16 protein-coding genes and 1 other annotated feature are annotated in these 17,549 nt (G+C 31.3%); of the genes, 10 read left to right on the top strand and 6 right to left on the bottom strand.

Annotated features, from left to right (window positions below):
• Positions 1 to 202: 202 nt before the first annotated feature.
• From RWZ86_RS06355 to rpmH, 6 genes are all read right to left on the bottom strand, one after another.
• Entirely contained in the window at positions 203 to 439 is a 237-nt protein-coding gene (locus RWZ86_RS06355; protein ID WP_314680682.1) for a hypothetical protein, read from the bottom strand.
• Positions 440 to 549: 110 nt separating this feature from the next.
• The gene (locus RWZ86_RS06350; protein ID WP_314680681.1) at positions 550 to 1,398 is read right to left on the bottom strand and encodes a helix-turn-helix transcriptional regulator; all 849 of its coding nucleotides are present in this window, start codon (positions 1,396 to 1,398) and stop codon (positions 550 to 552) included.
• Between the two features lie 336 nt (positions 1,399 to 1,734).
• Entirely contained in the window at positions 1,735 to 2,475 is a 741-nt protein-coding gene (gene jag / locus RWZ86_RS06345) for an RNA-binding cell elongation regulator Jag/EloR (protein ID WP_314680680.1), read from the bottom strand.
• 71 nt (positions 2,476 to 2,546) lie between these two features.
• Positions 2,547 to 3,362, bottom strand: a complete 816-nt coding sequence (gene yidC / locus RWZ86_RS06340) for a membrane protein insertase YidC (RefSeq protein ID WP_314680679.1) — start codon at positions 3,360 to 3,362, stop codon at positions 2,547 to 2,549.
• A complete protein-coding gene (gene rnpA / locus RWZ86_RS06335) occupies positions 3,346 to 3,732 on the bottom strand; it encodes a ribonuclease P protein component (protein ID WP_314680678.1) in 387 nt (128 codons plus the stop codon). The genes yidC and rnpA overlap by 17 nt, the downstream gene beginning before the upstream one ends.
• 65 nt (positions 3,733 to 3,797) lie before the next feature.
• The gene (gene rpmH / locus RWZ86_RS06330; RefSeq protein WP_006703104.1) at positions 3,798 to 3,932 is read right to left on the bottom strand and encodes a 50S ribosomal protein L34; all 135 of its coding nucleotides are present in this window, start codon (positions 3,930 to 3,932) and stop codon (positions 3,798 to 3,800) included.
• Positions 3,933 to 4,450: 518 nt separating this feature from the next.
• On the opposite strand from rpmH, the gene dnaA reads away from it, so the two are divergent.
• From dnaA to RWZ86_RS06280, 10 genes are all read left to right on the top strand, one after another.
• The gene (dnaA, locus tag RWZ86_RS06325; protein ID WP_314680677.1) at positions 4,451 to 5,818 is read left to right on the top strand and encodes a chromosomal replication initiator protein DnaA; all 1,368 of its coding nucleotides are present in this window, start codon (positions 4,451 to 4,453) and stop codon (positions 5,816 to 5,818) included.
• A gap of 183 nt (positions 5,819 to 6,001) precedes the next feature.
• On the top strand, positions 6,002 to 7,159 hold the full coding sequence (dnaN, locus tag RWZ86_RS06320; RefSeq protein WP_314680676.1) for a DNA polymerase III subunit beta: 1,158 nt from the start codon (positions 6,002 to 6,004) through the stop codon (positions 7,157 to 7,159).
• Between the two features lie 227 nt (positions 7,160 to 7,386).
• Positions 7,387 to 7,632 (top strand): S4 domain-containing protein YaaA, encoded by a 246-nt coding sequence (gene yaaA, locus RWZ86_RS06315; RefSeq protein ID WP_020991435.1) that lies wholly within the window; start codon positions 7,387 to 7,389, stop codon positions 7,630 to 7,632.
• Positions 7,619 to 8,728, top strand: coding sequence for a DNA replication/repair protein RecF (gene recF, locus RWZ86_RS06310; RefSeq protein WP_314680675.1), 1,110 nt, complete (start codon positions 7,619 to 7,621; stop codon positions 8,726 to 8,728). Before yaaA ends, recF begins: the two co-directional genes overlap by 14 nt.
• 23 nt (positions 8,729 to 8,751) lie before the next feature.
• A complete protein-coding gene (gene gyrB, locus RWZ86_RS06305; RefSeq protein WP_314680674.1) occupies positions 8,752 to 10,689 on the top strand; it encodes a DNA topoisomerase (ATP-hydrolyzing) subunit B in 1,938 nt (645 codons plus the stop codon).
• A gap of 24 nt (positions 10,690 to 10,713) precedes the next feature.
• Positions 10,714 to 13,266 (top strand): DNA gyrase subunit A, encoded by a 2,553-nt coding sequence (gyrA, locus tag RWZ86_RS06300; RefSeq protein WP_314680673.1) that lies wholly within the window; start codon positions 10,714 to 10,716, stop codon positions 13,264 to 13,266.
• Positions 13,267 to 13,463: 197 nt separating this feature from the next.
• Entirely contained in the window at positions 13,464 to 14,216 is a 753-nt protein-coding gene (locus RWZ86_RS06295; protein WP_314112700.1) for an ABC transporter ATP-binding protein, read from the top strand.
• Positions 14,197 to 15,816: a hypothetical protein gene (locus RWZ86_RS06290; RefSeq protein WP_314680672.1), complete on the top strand. Its 1,620-nt coding sequence runs from the start codon at positions 14,197 to 14,199 to the stop codon at positions 15,814 to 15,816. Before RWZ86_RS06295 ends, RWZ86_RS06290 begins: the two co-directional genes overlap by 20 nt.
• Before the next feature lie 27 nt (positions 15,817 to 15,843).
• Complete coding sequence (locus tag RWZ86_RS06285) at positions 15,844 to 16,029, top strand: hypothetical protein (protein WP_314680671.1); 186 nt, start codon at positions 15,844 to 15,846, stop codon at positions 16,027 to 16,029.
• Between the two features lie 179 nt (positions 16,030 to 16,208).
• Positions 16,209 to 16,434: a binding site (T-box leader), on the top strand.
• 42 nt (positions 16,435 to 16,476) lie between these two features.
• Positions 16,477 to 17,549: 5-methyltetrahydropteroyltriglutamate--homocysteine S-methyltransferase (locus tag RWZ86_RS06280; RefSeq protein WP_314680670.1), on the top strand; the 1,073-nt coding region annotated here is incomplete at its 3' end.

The following is a 17,549-nucleotide window of genomic DNA, read 5'->3' as shown; positions in this document are numbered from 1 at the left end:
CAAAGGTCAACGTCGCTTATCGCGACAACTCCTATATATTATCATAGGTGTTTTTATCTGTCAACAACTTTTTGAAATTTATTTTAAATTTCTTTTCCGCAATCGTTTTAAAAACGAACGTTCGTTAACAACGTATATAATTTACCATAGCTCATCTCATTTTTCAAGTCTTTTTATATAAAAAATGATTCAGGAATTTTATCTATTTTTCTCCTGTTTCTTCCTTATTCTCTATTGGCTCTAACCATTCTTTTTTTATATTTTTTTCTAGATTTTTTTGACGTTGATCTTCTTCCATTTTTGGCATCATAATAAATGCATCTCCAAAGCTGTCAAAATCATATTCTTCTAATGAAGGCAGTTGAATATCCTCAGGTAAAATTACTTTTTCTTTTTTTAGAAATTCATCTTTATTTAATCGCAAGCCCATTTTAATCACTCCTTTTATTCTATTATAAATATCCTTTTCTCTTTTTCAATTATTTTTTCTTTATGCTTACAAAAAACAGGAAGAATTCAATTCTTCCTGCTAAGCTTTTTATTTCTATTTTATAAAGAATCATTAATTTTTTCAATTTCAGTCAATAATTCATCATTTGAATTAATTCTAGCAAAAGCTGCTGCATCATTTAAGTATAATTTTACTTCTTCTTTATCTGCATTACTTTCTAATGCATTCATTGCTAATTGATAATACAATCTTGATAAATAATAAGTAATATGAAATTGACTACATAATTCAATCCCTTTTTTTAATAACTCATTACTCTTCTTATAATTATTATTTTTATTAAAGAACATAGCGCTATGATATAACACCATTAATACTCGCCAAACAGCTTCCATTTTTTCTAATTGATGTTTTTCTACTTCTTGAATAGCTTTTGTAAAGAAGTATTCTGCTTTTTCGATATCTTCTTGCTTTTGATATACTAATCCTAATCCGGCGTATGCTAAATGGAGATAACTATCTTGATTTTCAAATTGTTCGGCTAAAATTTTATTAAAATAGAACAAATCATCTTCCATTTTTTTACCTTGTAAAACTTGTGTGAATCCTCTTAAGTATAACAAGTGAATTTTTTGTTCATCATTTAATTGATCTTTTTGAATTGTTCCAATCAATTTTTCAGCCAATTCATAATCCATTGTAACAATACTTTCTTCAATTTTATCTAAAAGTTTGTTGGTAGCAACTTCTTTAGTGTTGACACTCGCAAATAAGTCCCCCACATCTAATTGCAATCGTGCACACAATTGACTTAAAATTTTCATCGAAGGAATTTGACCATGATTTTCAAATCGGCTTAAAGTTGCCTGTGTGCAAATTCCATGACTCAATTCAATTTGAGATAAGCCTTTTTCTTTACGACGCCTTATAAACACTTGAATATCCATAATGATTCTCCTAACTATATTAATTCACTATTATTGTACATTGTTTTTGGGAATTTTTCCAATAATTTTATTTATTTTTTCCTTATATAAAATTTGTTGTATGTTTTATATAAAATACACATATTTCTTATTGTCTCCTCCCTAAAGACACTGCGATAACTCATTTTAACCCTTTTCAATAAAAGTTTCAACCTAAAAAGTAGGATTTTATCAAGTTTCTTTCTATTTTCTTGTATTTTATTTCTACTATTATTGATTATATTTTTCTATTAATCCGATTCTATTTCATAATTAGGTATAAAAAAAGACTGGAATTACTTCCAGTCTACGCCTATTTTATTCTGCAATTTCTACTACTAAATAACGATGTGGTTCTTTACCTTCTGAATGAGTAGAAATACGTTTATTTTTACTTAAATATGCATGAATTTGTTTTCTTTCATATGCAGGTAATGGTTCTAAATATACCGGTTGTTTTGTTTTTAACACTCGACGTGCTGTTCTTTCAGCAATTTGTTGTAAAGCTTCTGTACGTCGTAAACGGTAGTCTCCTACATCTACTTGTACTGACATTCTTCCTTTTACAAATCGATGAACAGATACTTGCGCTAAAACTTGTAAAGCATTTAAAATTTTACCGTATTTACCTATTAATAAACCTGGTTTTTCTGTTTCAAATACAAAATTCATTTTTTCTTTTTGTACTTCAACATGAACAACACTTGGTGCTCCATAAATTTCTGCAATTTGTTCTAAATAAGCCTTTGTAACATGAGCAGCTTCTTCAATATGATTATCTAATACTTCAACTGCTTCATCAGATTCTGTATTGTTATCTTCTAAGTCAAATTCTTCTTCATAAGATTCTTCTACTTCTTCAATAACTTCTTCTTGCTCAATTTTTTCTTTAACAGTAATTGATACTACAGCATCTTTTTGTCCGAAACCAAATAATCCTTTTTTACCTTCATCGATTACTTCAATTTCTACATCATCTTGTGTTAATTGTAGTTGACGTAATCCTTTTTGGATAGCTTTTTCTACTGAAGCATCATTTACTCGAATCGTTTGTGTCATCTTCTATATCCTCCATATTGCAAATTTACATGTATTATCTCATGTTCTTTAGATCTGAACAAGTCTATTCTTTAACTTCTACCGTGTTTTTTCTTAGCTTTTTCTAAAGCTTTTTCACGACGACGTTTTTCATGTGCAATAGCTTTTTGTTCTGCAATAAATGTAAATGGATTATTCATAATTAAAGTTTGAATAACCATAAAGATATTCCCTACAACCCAATATAATGATAACGCACTTGGGAACGTTAAAGCTGTAAACCCAATCATTGCTGGTAATACAAACAACATAATTTTTCCAGCTGCTCCACTATCTTGCATTTTCATTGTTAACCAAGAAGTTGCATATGTTGTTGCTACTACTAATATTGGTAAAATAAAGAATGGATCTGGTTGATCTAAATTAAACCATAAAAATGATCCTGTTTTTAGAGCTTCTGTACGGCTAATTGCTTGATATAAAGCAATCATTACTGGCAATTGAATCGCTACTGGTAAACATCCAGCATATTGATTCACACCTTCTCTTTCATATAATGCTGAAATTTCTTCTCGTAAAATTTCTTGTGTTCGGTGATCACGAGCTGAGTATTTTTCACGCAGTTTATTAATTTCAGGTTGTAAAATGGCTGTTTGTCTTGTTGTCTTATATTGGAAATGCATCACAGGTACTAACACAATTCTTGTTATAATTGTAAATACAATAATTCCTAAACCATAACTATTTCCAAAAATATGAGATAAAGTAATAATAAACTGAGATAAATTATAAATAATCACTCGATCCCAAATTCCTGTACTTTCTGCTGTTACAGGTGTTGTGCTACATGCTGCTAAAAATAATGTTAAAACCGCTAATGTTAAAGCTAATTTATGCTTTTTCTTCACTTAATTCCCTACTTTCTCCATTATAATCATCTTTTATTAAAATCTTTCCCAATTTTAATACATGCATCATACATTTTTTTACTTCTTGATAATTCATAGATACTACAGGTTTACGTGCGATCACGATAAAATCAATCTCTGATTGTAATTGTGGCTTTAGTTCTGTTAATACACTTCGTATCAATCGTTTTATACGATTTCTAACAACTGCATTCCCTAATTTTTTACTCACAGAAATTCCAACTCTAAAATGAAATTGATTTGATTTATCAATTTGATAAACCACAAATTGACGATTCGCTACTGAATTTCCATGATGAAAAACTCGTTGAAACTCTTGCTCTTTCTTTACTCGATAAGACTTACGCATACACTCACCTTTATCTAAGTTTTTAAAACATTTATAAAAAAAAGATCACTGAGACGTTCAGTGATCTAAGCTGCTAAAACTTTTCTACCTTTACGGCGTCTGCTTGCTAATACTCTACGGCCATTTTTTGTACTCATACGTTTACGGAAACCGTGAACTTTTTGACGTTTACGTTTGTTTGGTTGATATGTTCTTTTCATAACTTCTTGCACCTCCTAGTTCTGTGTCATGTCTAACTATCCTAGACAGTCTACATCATTATAATGATATTCCTTAACAAAGTCAATACTTTGTTTCTTGCATCACTGTACTGGAGTATCATACCATATTTTATTCAAAATACCTAGTAATTTTATTCATCTTTCAATAGTTATCCACAAATTATTTTTATAAAGTTTTTAAAATTTACACTTTTCCTCATCATTTCCACAATTTTTAAACAAATTCAAAGGATGTTTACAAAGTTTTATCCACAACTTGTGGAAAATGTGGATATCCTCCTTAAACCTTTATCATTATTGGATTTATTCTGTCAACAATTCTTGTGAATAAGTAAAATATCTCTTTATTTTTTACAGATTATCCACAGTTTTGTGGAAAACTTATTACAAATTCACTAAAATTTGTTAAAAACGGATTTCCTGTGGAAAACTTTTTAAAAAAATGATACACTTACTCTTAGATTTTAATATTATTTATCCACAAGGAGGTGTTTTATATGGAGCTTTTAGATGAATTTTGGAAAATTTTATTAACGCATTTTGAAAAAACAAATTCTGATTTTACGATTAAGCACTGGATTATGCCCGCTAAATTATTAAAAATTGACCAAAATTATCTATATATTCAAGTTCCTTCTCAAACATATGCAAATTTTTGGGAAGATAATTTATTAACAGATGTTATGGAACGTGGTTATGATTATTTTAGAAAATCATTTGAGCCAAAGTTTATTATTTCTGAAGAACAAGACTATACTTCTAAACAAACATTCACAGAATCTACACCACAAGTTCTTTTCAATGATGAGGCGAAAGAAGCTACTAATAATATTTATTTAGAAGATGATTCGCTCTTAAACCCTAAATATACATTTGATTCATTTATTATTGGTAAAGGAAACCAAATGGCACATGCTGCTGCTCTAGTTGTTTGCGAAAGACCTGGACAATTATATAATCCACTCTTTTTCTATGGTGGTGTTGGTCTAGGAAAAACTCACTTAATGCAAGCAATTGGAAATCAATACAAATTATTAAATCCAAATGCACGTGTCAAATATGTAACGAGTGAAGCTTTTACAAATGAAATGATTACTTCATTAAGAACAAATACTCAACAAGAGTTTAGAGATTATTATCGTAATGTAGATTTACTATTAGTAGATGATATTCAATTTTTTGCTGAAAAAGAAGCAACTCAAGAAGAGTTTTTCCATACATTTAATGCACTCTTTAATAATCAAAAACAAATTGTATTAACAAGTGATCGACAACCTACAGAAATTAAAGCTTTACAAGAACGTTTAGTTTCACGATTTGTTTCGGGTCTTCCAGTTGATATTACTCCACCAGATCTTGAAACAAGAATTGCAATTTTGTCTAAAAAAGCGGAAGCTGTTGGAATTGATATTACTACCGATACACTAAGCTATATTGCTGGTCAAATTCAATCCAATGTCCGTGAATTAGAAGGTGCTCTTGTCAGAGTTCAAGCTTACTCTGCTACTCATGGAGAAGATATTACAACGAATTTAGCAGCTGAAGCTCTACAAAACTTTATCCCAGGTAGTAAAGAAAAAATTGTATCCGTTCATGATATTCAAGAAGCGGTGGCACGTTATTACCATATCTCCCTAGAAGATTTAAAAGGTAAAAAACGAACAAAATCCATTGTAGAACCTCGTCAAATTGCGATGTATTTAGCACGTGAATTAACGAATAGCTCTCTTCCTAAATTAGGAACAGAATTTGGAAAAGACCACTCTACTGTATTACACGCCTATGATAAAATTAATGAAGAATATAAACTTCAAGGCGATGTTACAAAAGCCGTTAATGATTTGAAGAAAAAACTTGGATTTTAAGATGTGGATAACTACTCTATTTACTAAATAGTTATTCACAATACTTATCCACAATTAAAAATATAGAAAATGATAGAAATTTGATACTTTTCCACAAAATTAACAGGCCCTACTACTATTACTATATTTATTATAAATAAAATTAAATTTAAAACAGACACACATACATTTAGGAGGCATAAAATGAAATTTTCAATTAATCGTCAAGCATTTTTAAAAAATTTAGCAGACGTTCAACGTGCTATTCCTTCAAAAACAACGATTCCAATTTTAACAGGAATTAAATTAGTTGTTTCTCAAGAAGGAATTACTTTAACAGGTAGTGATTCTGAAGTTTCTATTGAAATTTTTCTTCCAGTAGAACATGAAGAATTACAATTATCGATTCATGAGACAGGTTCAATTGTATTACCTGCTCGTTTCTTTGGTGAAATTGTTAAAAAATTACCTCAAAATACATTTACTTTAGAAACAAATGACCAATTACAAGCAACGATTACAGCAGGAAGTGCTGCATTTACATTAAATGGCTTATCGGCTCATGATTATCCACAACTTCCAGAAGTAGAAAAAGATCATGTATTAACATTACCTGTTCCATTATTTAGACAAGTGATTTTACAAACGTCTATTGCTGTTTCTTCTGCTGAATCTCGCCCTATTTTAACGGGAATTCATATGGTTATTGCGAATAATCAATTAAAAGCTGTAGCAACAGACTCTCACCGATTGAGTCAAAGAATTATTCCTTTAGAAATGCCTGAATCAAGTAATGCATTAACATTTGAAATTACTTTACCAGGTAAAACATTAATTGAATTATCACGTATTATTGATGGTTTAGAAACGATTGATTTTGCAATTACTGAAAATCAAGTTCTTTTCCAAACAGAAACTCTTTCTTTCTACTCTCGTTTATTAGAAGGACGTTATCCAGATACAGATCGATTAATTAATGATCAATTTAATACAGCCATTACGGTTGTTGCGAGTGATTTAGTAGCAGCTGTAGATCGTGCTTCATTAATGTCACATACAGATAAAAATAATATTGCGACATTATCAATTAATGAAAATCGTATTTTATTAACAGGTAATTCTCCAGAAATTGGAAAAGTTGAAGAAGAAATTATGGTAGAAAATTATGAAGGTGCTTCATTAGATGTTTCATTCAATCCTGATTATTTAAAAGATGCGCTTCGTTTATTTGGTTCTTCAGAAGCAACGATTCAATTTTTAGAAGCGAATCGTCCATTTACATTGACGTTAAAAGATAATCATTCTGATATTCCATATAGCTTTATTCAATTAGTAACACCAGTTCGTACATTTAATGGATAAAAAATTTTCCATGATGATTTTGGTCATCATGGATTTTTTTTTGCTTATTTTTAAAATTTTGAAAAAATCCTATTAAATTTCATTTTTCCCTTTAAAAAAGGTTTTTTATTTATTTAATAAAAAAATGCAAAAATAGGCTAAATTTTTCAAAATCTTTGAGAATTCTCCAAAAAAAAGGTATAATACAGTAGTATGTGTATACCCAAATGAGAGAAAAGAGGAAAATCATGACAAAGATTGTAACAATCACAGAAGAATTTATTACATTAGGACAATTTTTAAAACATATTGATGTCATTACAACAGGTGGACAAGCAAAATGGTATTTACAAGAAACAGTTGTATTTGTTGATGGTGAAATTGAAAATCGTCGTGGTAGAAAACTTTATGATAAAACACGTGTAGAAATTCCTGAAGAAGGCATTTTTGTTGTGAAAAGAGAATCTGAGGAAGTAATGGATGAGATTAGTTGAATTACAACTGAATCATTTCAGAAATTATGAAGAACTTTTTCTTGAATTTGGGAAAGGAGTTCATATTTTCATTGGTGAAAATGCTCAAGGAAAAACGAATTTAATGGAATCTATCTATACTTTGGCAATGACAAAAAGCCATCGTACTAATCAAGATCGAGAATTGATTATGTGGAATCAAGATACTGCTACCATTAAAGGAAAAGTTGAAAAGAAAATTAGCAGTATTCCATTAGAAATACGTTTTTCAAATAAAGGAAAAATAGGAAGAGTCAATCATTTAGAACAAAAGAAGCTCAGTTCCTATTTAGGACAATTAAATGTTATTTTATTTGCACCTGAAAATTTAGAATTAGTGAAGGGTGCTCCTGCAAATCGCCGAAAATTCATGGATATGGAACTCGGTCAAATGAATCCTATTTATTTACATGAATTAGTAGAATATCAACGCCTTATAAAACAAAGAAATCATTATTTAAAACAATTAGCGATAAAAAAATCAACAGCTGATATTTATTTAGAAGTTTTAACAGAACAAGTCATTGAAAAAGCAAGTGCAATTTTAATCCATCGTTTAGATTTTATGGAACAATTGGAAGCTTTAGCGAAACCAATTCATGAGCAAATTTCATTAGGAAGAGAAGAGTTTTCATTGAAATATCAAACATCTCTTTCGATTGAAAAAGGAATTTCTCAAGATGAAGTAAAAGAATTGTATCAAAAACAATTTGAATCTGTACAAAAAAGAGAATTAGAACAAGCGAGTACTTTAGTAGGTCCGCATCGAGATGATTTGATTTTTTATTTAAATGATAAACCTGTTCAAAATTTTGGATCTCAAGGGCAACAACGTTCAACTGTATTAAGTTTAAAATTAGCAGAAATAGAATTAATGAACATCGCTACTGGAGAATATCCAATTTTATTATTAGATGATGTGTTATCCGAATTAGATGATGATCGACAAACACATTTGATTAAAGCAATTGAAAATAAAGTACAAACATTCATAACAACGACTAGTTTAGATGGGATTCGTAAGCAATTTATTAATGAACCAATTGTATTTCCGATTCATCAAGGTCAAGTTCAATGAAAAATGGAGTGTGAGAAGAGAAAATGACAGAAGAAAATAAAGAAGTTCTTGCTGCACAATATGATGCTAGTCAGATTCAAGTATTAGAAGGATTAGAAGCTGTACGTAAACGTCCAGGGATGTATATTGGTTCAACAAGTAGTGCTGGTTTACATCATTTAGTATGGGAAATTGTTGATAACTCAATTGATGAGGCGTTAGCTGGATTTGCAACTCATATCGAAATTGAGATTACACCTGAAAACCATATTCGTGTTACGGATGATGGACGTGGAATTCCAGTTGATATTCAAGAAAAAACAGGACGTCCTGCTGTTGAAACAGTATTTACAGTACTTCATGCTGGTGGTAAATTTGGCGGCGGAGGTTACAAAGTTTCCGGAGGTCTTCACGGGGTAGGTGCTTCTGTTGTTAATGCACTTTCTACAGATTTAACGGTACAAGTTTTTAAAGATGGAAATATTTATGAACAGTCTTATAAACGTGGTGCTGTTTTAGAAGATTTAAAAATTGTTGGGAAAACTGAAAAACATGGAACGAGTGTTTATTTTGTACCAGATCCAGAAATTTTCCAAGAAACAACCGTATATGACTTTGAAAAATTAGCGAATCGTGTACGTGAACTAGCTTTTTTAAATAAAGGATTAAAACTAACGATTACTGATTTGCGAGTAGAAGAGCCTGTAGTAAAAACTTTTTATTATGAAGGCGGAATTAAAAGTTATGTTGAACATTTAAATAAGTCTAAGCAAGTATTATTTGATGAACCGATTTATGTTGAAGGAGAACAAGATGGCATTCAAGTCGAAGTAGCTATGCAGTATACTTCAGGATACCATACGAATTTATTAAGTTTTACAAACAATATCCACACTTATGAAGGTGGAACACATGAATCTGGAATGAAAACTGCCCTTACTCGTGTCATTAATGATTACGCTCGTCGTCAAAAATTAATGAAAGAAAATGAAGAAAAATTAAGTGGGGAAGATGTACGTGAAGGATTAACCGCAGTTGTATCGATTAAACATCCTGATCCACAATTTGAAGGACAAACAAAAACAAAATTAGGAAATTCTGAAGCAAGAACGATTACCGATCGATTATTTGCGACTCATTTTGATAAATTCTTAATGGAAAATCCACAAGTTGCTCGTAAAATTGTTGAAAAAGGGATTTTAGCTTCTAAAGCACGTTTAGCTGCGAAAAGAGCACGTGAAGTAACTCGTAAAAAGTCTGGTTTAGAAATTTCTAATTTACCTGGGAAATTAGCAGACTGTTCAAGTAATGATCCAAGTGTTTCAGAAATCTTCATCGTCGAAGGAGATTCTGCGGGAGGTTCTGCAAAACAAGGACGTTCACGTCACTTCCAAGCGATTTTACCAATTCGAGGAAAAATCTTAAACGTTGAAAAAGCATCATTAGATAAAATTTTAGCTAATGATGAAATCCGTTCATTATTTACTGCAATGGGAACTGGATTTGGTGGAGATTTTGATTTATCGAAAGCTCGTTATCATAAATTAGTTATTATGACCGATGCCGATGTCGATGGAGCGCATATTCGAACATTATTAATTACATTATTCTATCGCTATATGCGTCCAGTAGTAGAAGCAGGATATGTTTATATTGCGCAACCACCTCTTTATAAATTAAAACAAGGAAAACAAGAGTTTTATATTCAAAATGATGAGGAATTAGAAGCAAAATTAAAAGAACTTCCAGCTAGTCCAAAACCACAAATTTCTCGATACAAAGGTTTAGGAGAAATGGATGCGGAGCAATTATGGGAAACAACAATGAATCCTCAAAATCGTTCGATGTTACAAGTAACAGTTGAAGATGCTGCTGAAGCTGATCAAGTGTTAGATATGTTAATGGGCGATAAAGTAGAACCACGTCGAGAATTTATTGAAGCAAATGCGAAATTTATTGACGTGAATGATTTAGATATTTAATGATTGAAGAAGAGGAGAGACAAAATGTCTGAGGAAAAAGATTTAGAATTTTTCGAAGAAAAATTCGAACCAACGGATTTGGCAAAAACAATGCGTAAATCATTTTTGGAATATTCCATGAGTGTTATTGTATCTCGTGCGCTTCCGGATGTTCGTGATGGGTTAAAACCCGTTCACCGTCGTATTTTATATGGAATGCATGAATTAGGAGTAACGCCAGATAAGCCCCATAAAAAATCTGCTCGTATTGTTGGGGATGTAATGGGGAAATACCATCCACACGGAGACTCTGCCATTTATGATGCAATGGTTCGTATGGCACAAGATTTCTCATATCGTTATCCATTAATTGATGGTCACGGAAACTTTGGTTCTGTCGACGGAGATAGTCCAGCTGCGATGCGTTATACCGAAGCAAGAATGAGTAAAATTGCTTTAGAAATGCTACGAGATATAAATAAAGATACGATTAATTATCGTGATAACTATGATTCAACAGAACGTGAGCCAGAAGTTTTACCATCTCGTATTCCAAACCTTTTAGTCAATGGAGCAACAGGGATTGCGGTAGGAATGGCAACGAATATTCCTCCACATCATTTAGGGGAAGTGATTTCTGCATTACATTTATTGATGAAAAATCCTGATGTCACAACAGCTGAATTGATGGAAGTATTACCAGGACCTGATTTTCCAACAGGTGGAATTGTATTAGGCAAATCTGGAATTCGTCGAGCTTATGAAACAGGTCGTGGATCTATTACAGTTCGTGGTCGTGTACAAATCGAAGAATTAAAAAATGGAAAAGAACGTATTATTATTACGGAATTACCATATATGGTGAATAAAGCTCGTTTAGTAGAACGTATTTCTCAATTGCATCATGAAAAGAAAATTGAAGGAATTACGTACTTAAATGACGAATCTGACCGTAAAGGAATGCGTGTCGTGATTGAAGTGAGAAGAGATGTTTCTGCTTCAGTCGTTTTAAATAATTTATACAAATTAACGCCATTACAATCGAACTTTGGATTTAATATGTTAGCGATTGTTGGGCAAGAACCAAAAATTTTAAGCTTAAAAGAAATTTTACGACACTATTTAAATCACCAAGAAGAAGTGATTCGTCGTCGTAGTATTTTTGAAAAGAAAAAAGCAGAAGATCGTGCTCATATTTTAGAAGGATTACAAGTAGCTCTAGACCATATTGATGCCATTGTAGCAATTCTTCGTAGCTCTGCTAGTGGTGATATTGCTAAAGAACGCTTCATGAATGAATATGGATTAAGTGATAAACAAGCTCAAGCTATCTTAGATATGAGAATGGTTCGCTTAACAGGATTAGAACGTGAGAAAATCGATGCAGAATATGCAGATTTACAAGCACTAATCAAAGAATTAAATGAAATCTTAGCAAGCGAAGAAAGACGTTATGAAATTATCGAACAAGAATTATTAGAAATTCAACAAAAATTTGATAATCCTCGTCGTACTGAATTATTAGTCGGAGAAGCTTTAAGTTTAGAAGATGAAGACTTAATCGAAGAAGAAGATGTAGTCATTACTTTAACGAAGAATGGCTATATTAAACGATTAGCAAATTCTGAATTTAAAACACAACGTCGTGGTGGTCGTGGTGTTCAAGGAATGAGCGTCCATGATGATGACTTTGTAGAAAATATGATTTCATGTTCAACACATGATTCATTATTATTCTTCACGAATACAGGTAAAGTATATCAAGCAAAAGGATATGAAATTCCAGAATACAGCCGTACTGCTAAAGGATTACCAGTTATTAACTTATTGAATATTGACTCAACTGAGAAAATTCAAGCGATTATTAGTGTACCAGAATCAGATGAAACAGAAAGATTCTTATTCTTTACAACTTTACGTGGAACTGTTAAACGTGTGAAATTATCAGACTTCAAAAATATTCGTACAAATGGATTACGTGCAATTCAATTACGAGAAGATGATCAATTAATTCGTGTAGTTGTAACAAGTGGACAAGACGGAATCATTCTTGGAACTTATCATGGAAATGCTGTAACATTCCATGAAGAAAAAGTTCGTGCAATGGGTCGTACAGCAGCAGGGGTTCGAGGCGTATCTCTACGTGATGATGACTATGTGATTGGAATGGATATTTTAACACCTGAACGTGAAGTATTAGTCGTTAGTGAAAAAGGATACGGTAAACGTACAGCTGCCAGCGAATATGCCTTAAAAGGTCGTGGTGGTAAAGGAGTTAAAACCCTTCGTATTACTGAGAAAAATGGTCCTCTTGTATGCTTAAGAACTGTAACGGGTGAAGAAGATTTAATGATTATGACGAATAAAGGAGTAATCATTCGATTCCATGCTTCAGATGTTTCTCAAACAGGTCGTGGTGCTCTTGGAGTGCGTATGATGCGTTTAGATCAAGATGCTATTGTAAGTTCATTAGCTATTGTAGATCGTGAAGAAGAAGCAGAAGAAACGGTCACTTCATCAGAAGAAACAGTTATTTCTGAAAAAGTAACCGAAAACTTACAAAACTTCGCACAAGAATTAGTAGACGAACAAGAATAAAATATTAAAAATAGACTTTTCTAAATGAGCAAAGGTGTTAAAGTCACTTATATGCTTTGAGGAAAAGTCTTTTTTCTATTGATGATGAAAATACAAAAAAATTAGCAATTCTTTAGAAAAATCGGACTTTAGTCACTAGTAAAGCGCTATTTTTAGGTGTATAATCAGCGTAATTACAGGATGGGAGGAAATTTATCATGATTGAATTTAAACAAGCAACAAAAAAATATGGAGATAAGGTAGCTTTAAACAACTTAAACTTAACGATTGAAAGTGGAGAAATTGTTGGATTAATTGGACATAATGGTGCCGGAAAATCTACAACGATTAAATCATTAGTGAGTATTTTGCCACTTACAAGTGGAACAATTGAAGTAGATGGTGTTCCTCTATCACAAGATCCATTAACGATTAAGCGAAAAATTGGATATGTAGCAGATTCTCCAGATTTATTTTTACGTTTAACGGCTAATGAATTTTGGGAATTAATCGCAGTTTCTTATCAATTAACGATGAATCAAATAGAAGAAAGATTAACCTATTTATTAGAGTTATTTGACTTTACTCCTTATCGTTATGATGTGATTGAGTCATTTTCTCATGGAATGCGACAAAAAGTATTTGTCATTGGGGCTTTATTATCTGACCCAGATATTTGGATTTTAGATGAACCATTAACTGGTTTAGATCCACAAGCTGCCTATGATTTGAAAAAAATGATGCGTGAACATGCCGAAAAAGGAAAAACAGTATTATTTTCTACCCACGTATTAGAAGTAGCGGAACAATTATGTGATCGTATTGCCATTTTGAAAAAAGGTGAATTACTATTTTACGGTACAATTGAAGAATTAAAAGAACATAATCCTCAAGAGTCTCTTGAAAGTATTTATTTATCTTTAGCGGGACGTAAGGAAGGAGAGACTGTCGATGAATCTGCAAGCTGTTAGAAAATTAGTGAAGTTGAATTTATTATATGCAGTTGCTCCTGCTCAATTAGCTGCTTATCGACAAAAGCAAGAAAAAAATCCACTAAAAAAAATCGATATTCCTAAAAAAATCCTTCGTTCTCAACTTATGATTGGATTAATCTATATTGCTTTTTTTGGAGTGCTTAATTCTTTAGTGAATCCTATTGGAGAAAATCCTGTCCTATTTGCGAATATGATTAGTATTTTTAGTGCTTTTACATTTTCTCAAAGTTTTATTGCATTTTATAATGTATTTTACGAAAGTAAAGATTTAACTTCTTATCGACCTTATGCATTTAGAGAAGTAGAGATTATTCTTGGAAAAGCTATTTCTGTTATGATGGTCGCTTTAATGGGATTAGGCCCTATTATTGCTTATTTTATCGTTTTACCGATTCAATATGGAAAAGATTTTTGGTATACCATTCCTTTAATGATTATTAACTGCTTCATCTTATTAGTCTTTTTAGGAGTATTTATTTTTACACTTGTACATTATTTGACAAGTTTGTCATTTTTTAAGAAACATAAAAATATTATTTCGAATATTTTATTAGGATTTGTTTCTATTTTTTCAGGATTACTTTATATTTTAATTTCTAATCATAATACTGTTTCAATATTAACGAAACAAGAGAGAGCTTTTATTCCTCCATTTGAAGCTTTTTATGCGATGATTCTTCATCCATTATCATTTGATGGAATAATTGGCTATATTGGATGGATTGGAATTACAGTTCTCTTATTAGTAAATATTCACTATAAAGTATTGCCAACCTTTTATGAAAAAGCGATGGAAGTTAGTTCAATTCAACAATATTCTAAAAGAGTTCGTAGCTTTACATTGGATAATTTTTCAAAATTAGTAAGAAAATATCATATTCAATTAATGAAAGAAGGCTCCATTATTGTTCAAGGAATCATTGCACCAAGCATTTTACCGTTTTTGATGTTATTACCAATGATTTTTGGAGTAACGCGAGAAGGAGTTAATCTTACAGAATTTTTTACCTTCCGATTTTTACTTTCTTATTTATTATTTGCACTAATGTTTGCAATGACGAATTCCTTTGGAAATAACTTAACAAGTATTGGTTTTTCTTTGGAAAGAGATAATTTTGAATATTTAAAAGTATTACCAATTGATATTAAAAAATATGCTCGTGAAAAATTCAAAGTCTTATTTTTAGCGCAATCTTCTGTGCCAATTCTATTATTAAGTATTGTATTATTAGTACTACGCATGCCAATTTTATTAGTACTAGCAGTAATAGTTACTTGGTTTTCGCTTAGTTTTGGGTTATCAGCTTGGGGATTTGAAAGAGATTATCGACTACGTGTTCCGAATTGGAGTAATATTGTTGAACTCCAAAGTCGAGGAAATAAATTTTTATTAGGGATTTTAATGTTTATTTTATTTATCATTTTAATCCTTTGTATAGTGGCATCTTTCCCAATTATTCACTTCCTTCCAGAAAACATTGGGTATATGATAGGTGCTGTAGCTTTTGTCATCTTGAATGGATTAGGGCTATTCTTTGGTGAATATTATTTAAGAAAATTGAAAAAAGCTTTATAATAATAGAAGAGAGGGGAGTATGTAGAAATGAGTGAAAAAAAAGTATTATCTGCAATTACAGATTTCCCTGAAATATCTGATGAAATGATTAATGAAAATGGAGAAATAGTTATTGATGAGTTTTATCAAAATATGATACATCAAATTAATCCTCATGATGAAGGAGAAAAATATTCTAAAGAAGAATTATTAAAAGAATTAGGGATTGTTTAACTTCTCTGTTAAAATAATATTTACATGATTGAAGACCATGGTGATATTGATATATAGGACTCCATAGTGAAAACTATGGAGTTTTTATACTTTTAGTTATAGTTATTGATTATAACTACAGATAATAATTAGATAATTGACTAGAACAGTTTCTCCTGTTATTCTAAGTTCAGTTAAAGAACAGCACTGTGAAAAGGTGAGTAGAAAAGGAAACTTGTTTAGAGAGTCTCGGTAGGTGAAAAGAGATCAAGATTGAATTTTTGAAGATGGCCTTGGAGTGTTAGATATTGAATGATTAAATATCTACGGGTAGCCCGATATAGCAGGAGTAAATAGATACTCAATAAGGGAATTATTGCGAAATAATTCTAAACCAAGGTGGTAACGCGAAATTTCGTCCTTGCAGTGAAAAACTGTAAGGATTTTTTATTTTAGGAGGAATGTATTATGACAAAACAACAAGCACCATTTAGAGTAGATCACGTAGGAAGTTTCTTACGTCCAAAAGAATTAGTAGAAGCAAGAGAAAAATTTGCAAGCGGTGAAATTACACGTGAAGAATTAACAGCAGTAGAAGAAAAAAATATTCAAGAAATCGTAAAAAAACAAATTGCTGCTGGTTTACAAGGGGTAACAGATGGAGAATTCCGTCGTGCTTACTGGCATTTAGACTTCTTTTGGGGTTTTAATGGAGTAGAACATGTAGTGGGTGAACGTGGATATTTATTTCATGGAATTGAAACTAAAGCTGATACAGCAGTACTTAAATCACCGATTAATGGGAAAAATCACCCATTTGTTAAACATTTTGAGTTTTTAAGAGATTTAGTAAAAGAGGAAGATGTGATTGTTAAATTTACTATTCCTTCTCCTTCACAATTTTATTTTGAATTAATTCGTACACCAGAACATGTTGCTGGTTGGGAAGCTGTTTATTCAACAACAGATGAATTATTCGAAGCTATTATTAAAGCTTACTCTGAAGTGATTCAAGATTTATATGATGCAGGACTTAGAACATTACAATTAGACGACTGTACATGGGGAGCATTAGTAGACGATGGATTTGCAAAACGTTTCCGTGAAAATCGTCCATTAGAAGAAGTAAGAAGAGAGTTTGCTGCTCGTGCGTTACGTTTAAATAATGGTGTCATTGCAAATGCACCTAAAGATTTAGTCATTAACACTCACGTTTGTCGTGGTAATTTCCATTCTACTTGGATTTCTCAAGGAGGCTACAATAAAGTAGAAGATGAGTTATTAGGTGGAGAAAATGTAAATGCCTATTATTTAGAATTTGATACAGACCGTGCAGGGGACTTTAAACCATTAGCAAAAGTGTCTGACGGTAAGAAAGTAGTTCTTGGACTATTAACATCAAAATTTGCTGATTTAGAAAATAAAGATGAAATTATTGCTCGTATTAAAGAAGCTAGTCAATATGTACCATTAGAAAATCTATATTTAAGCACACAATGTGGATTTGCTTCAACAGAAGAAGGAAATGTAATTAAAGAAGA

Source organism: uncultured Granulicatella sp., assembly GCF_963545075.1.
Taxonomy (GTDB): domain Bacteria; phylum Bacillota; class Bacilli; order Lactobacillales; family Aerococcaceae; genus Granulicatella.
This window is presented reverse-complemented; position numbering and strand designations above follow the sequence as displayed.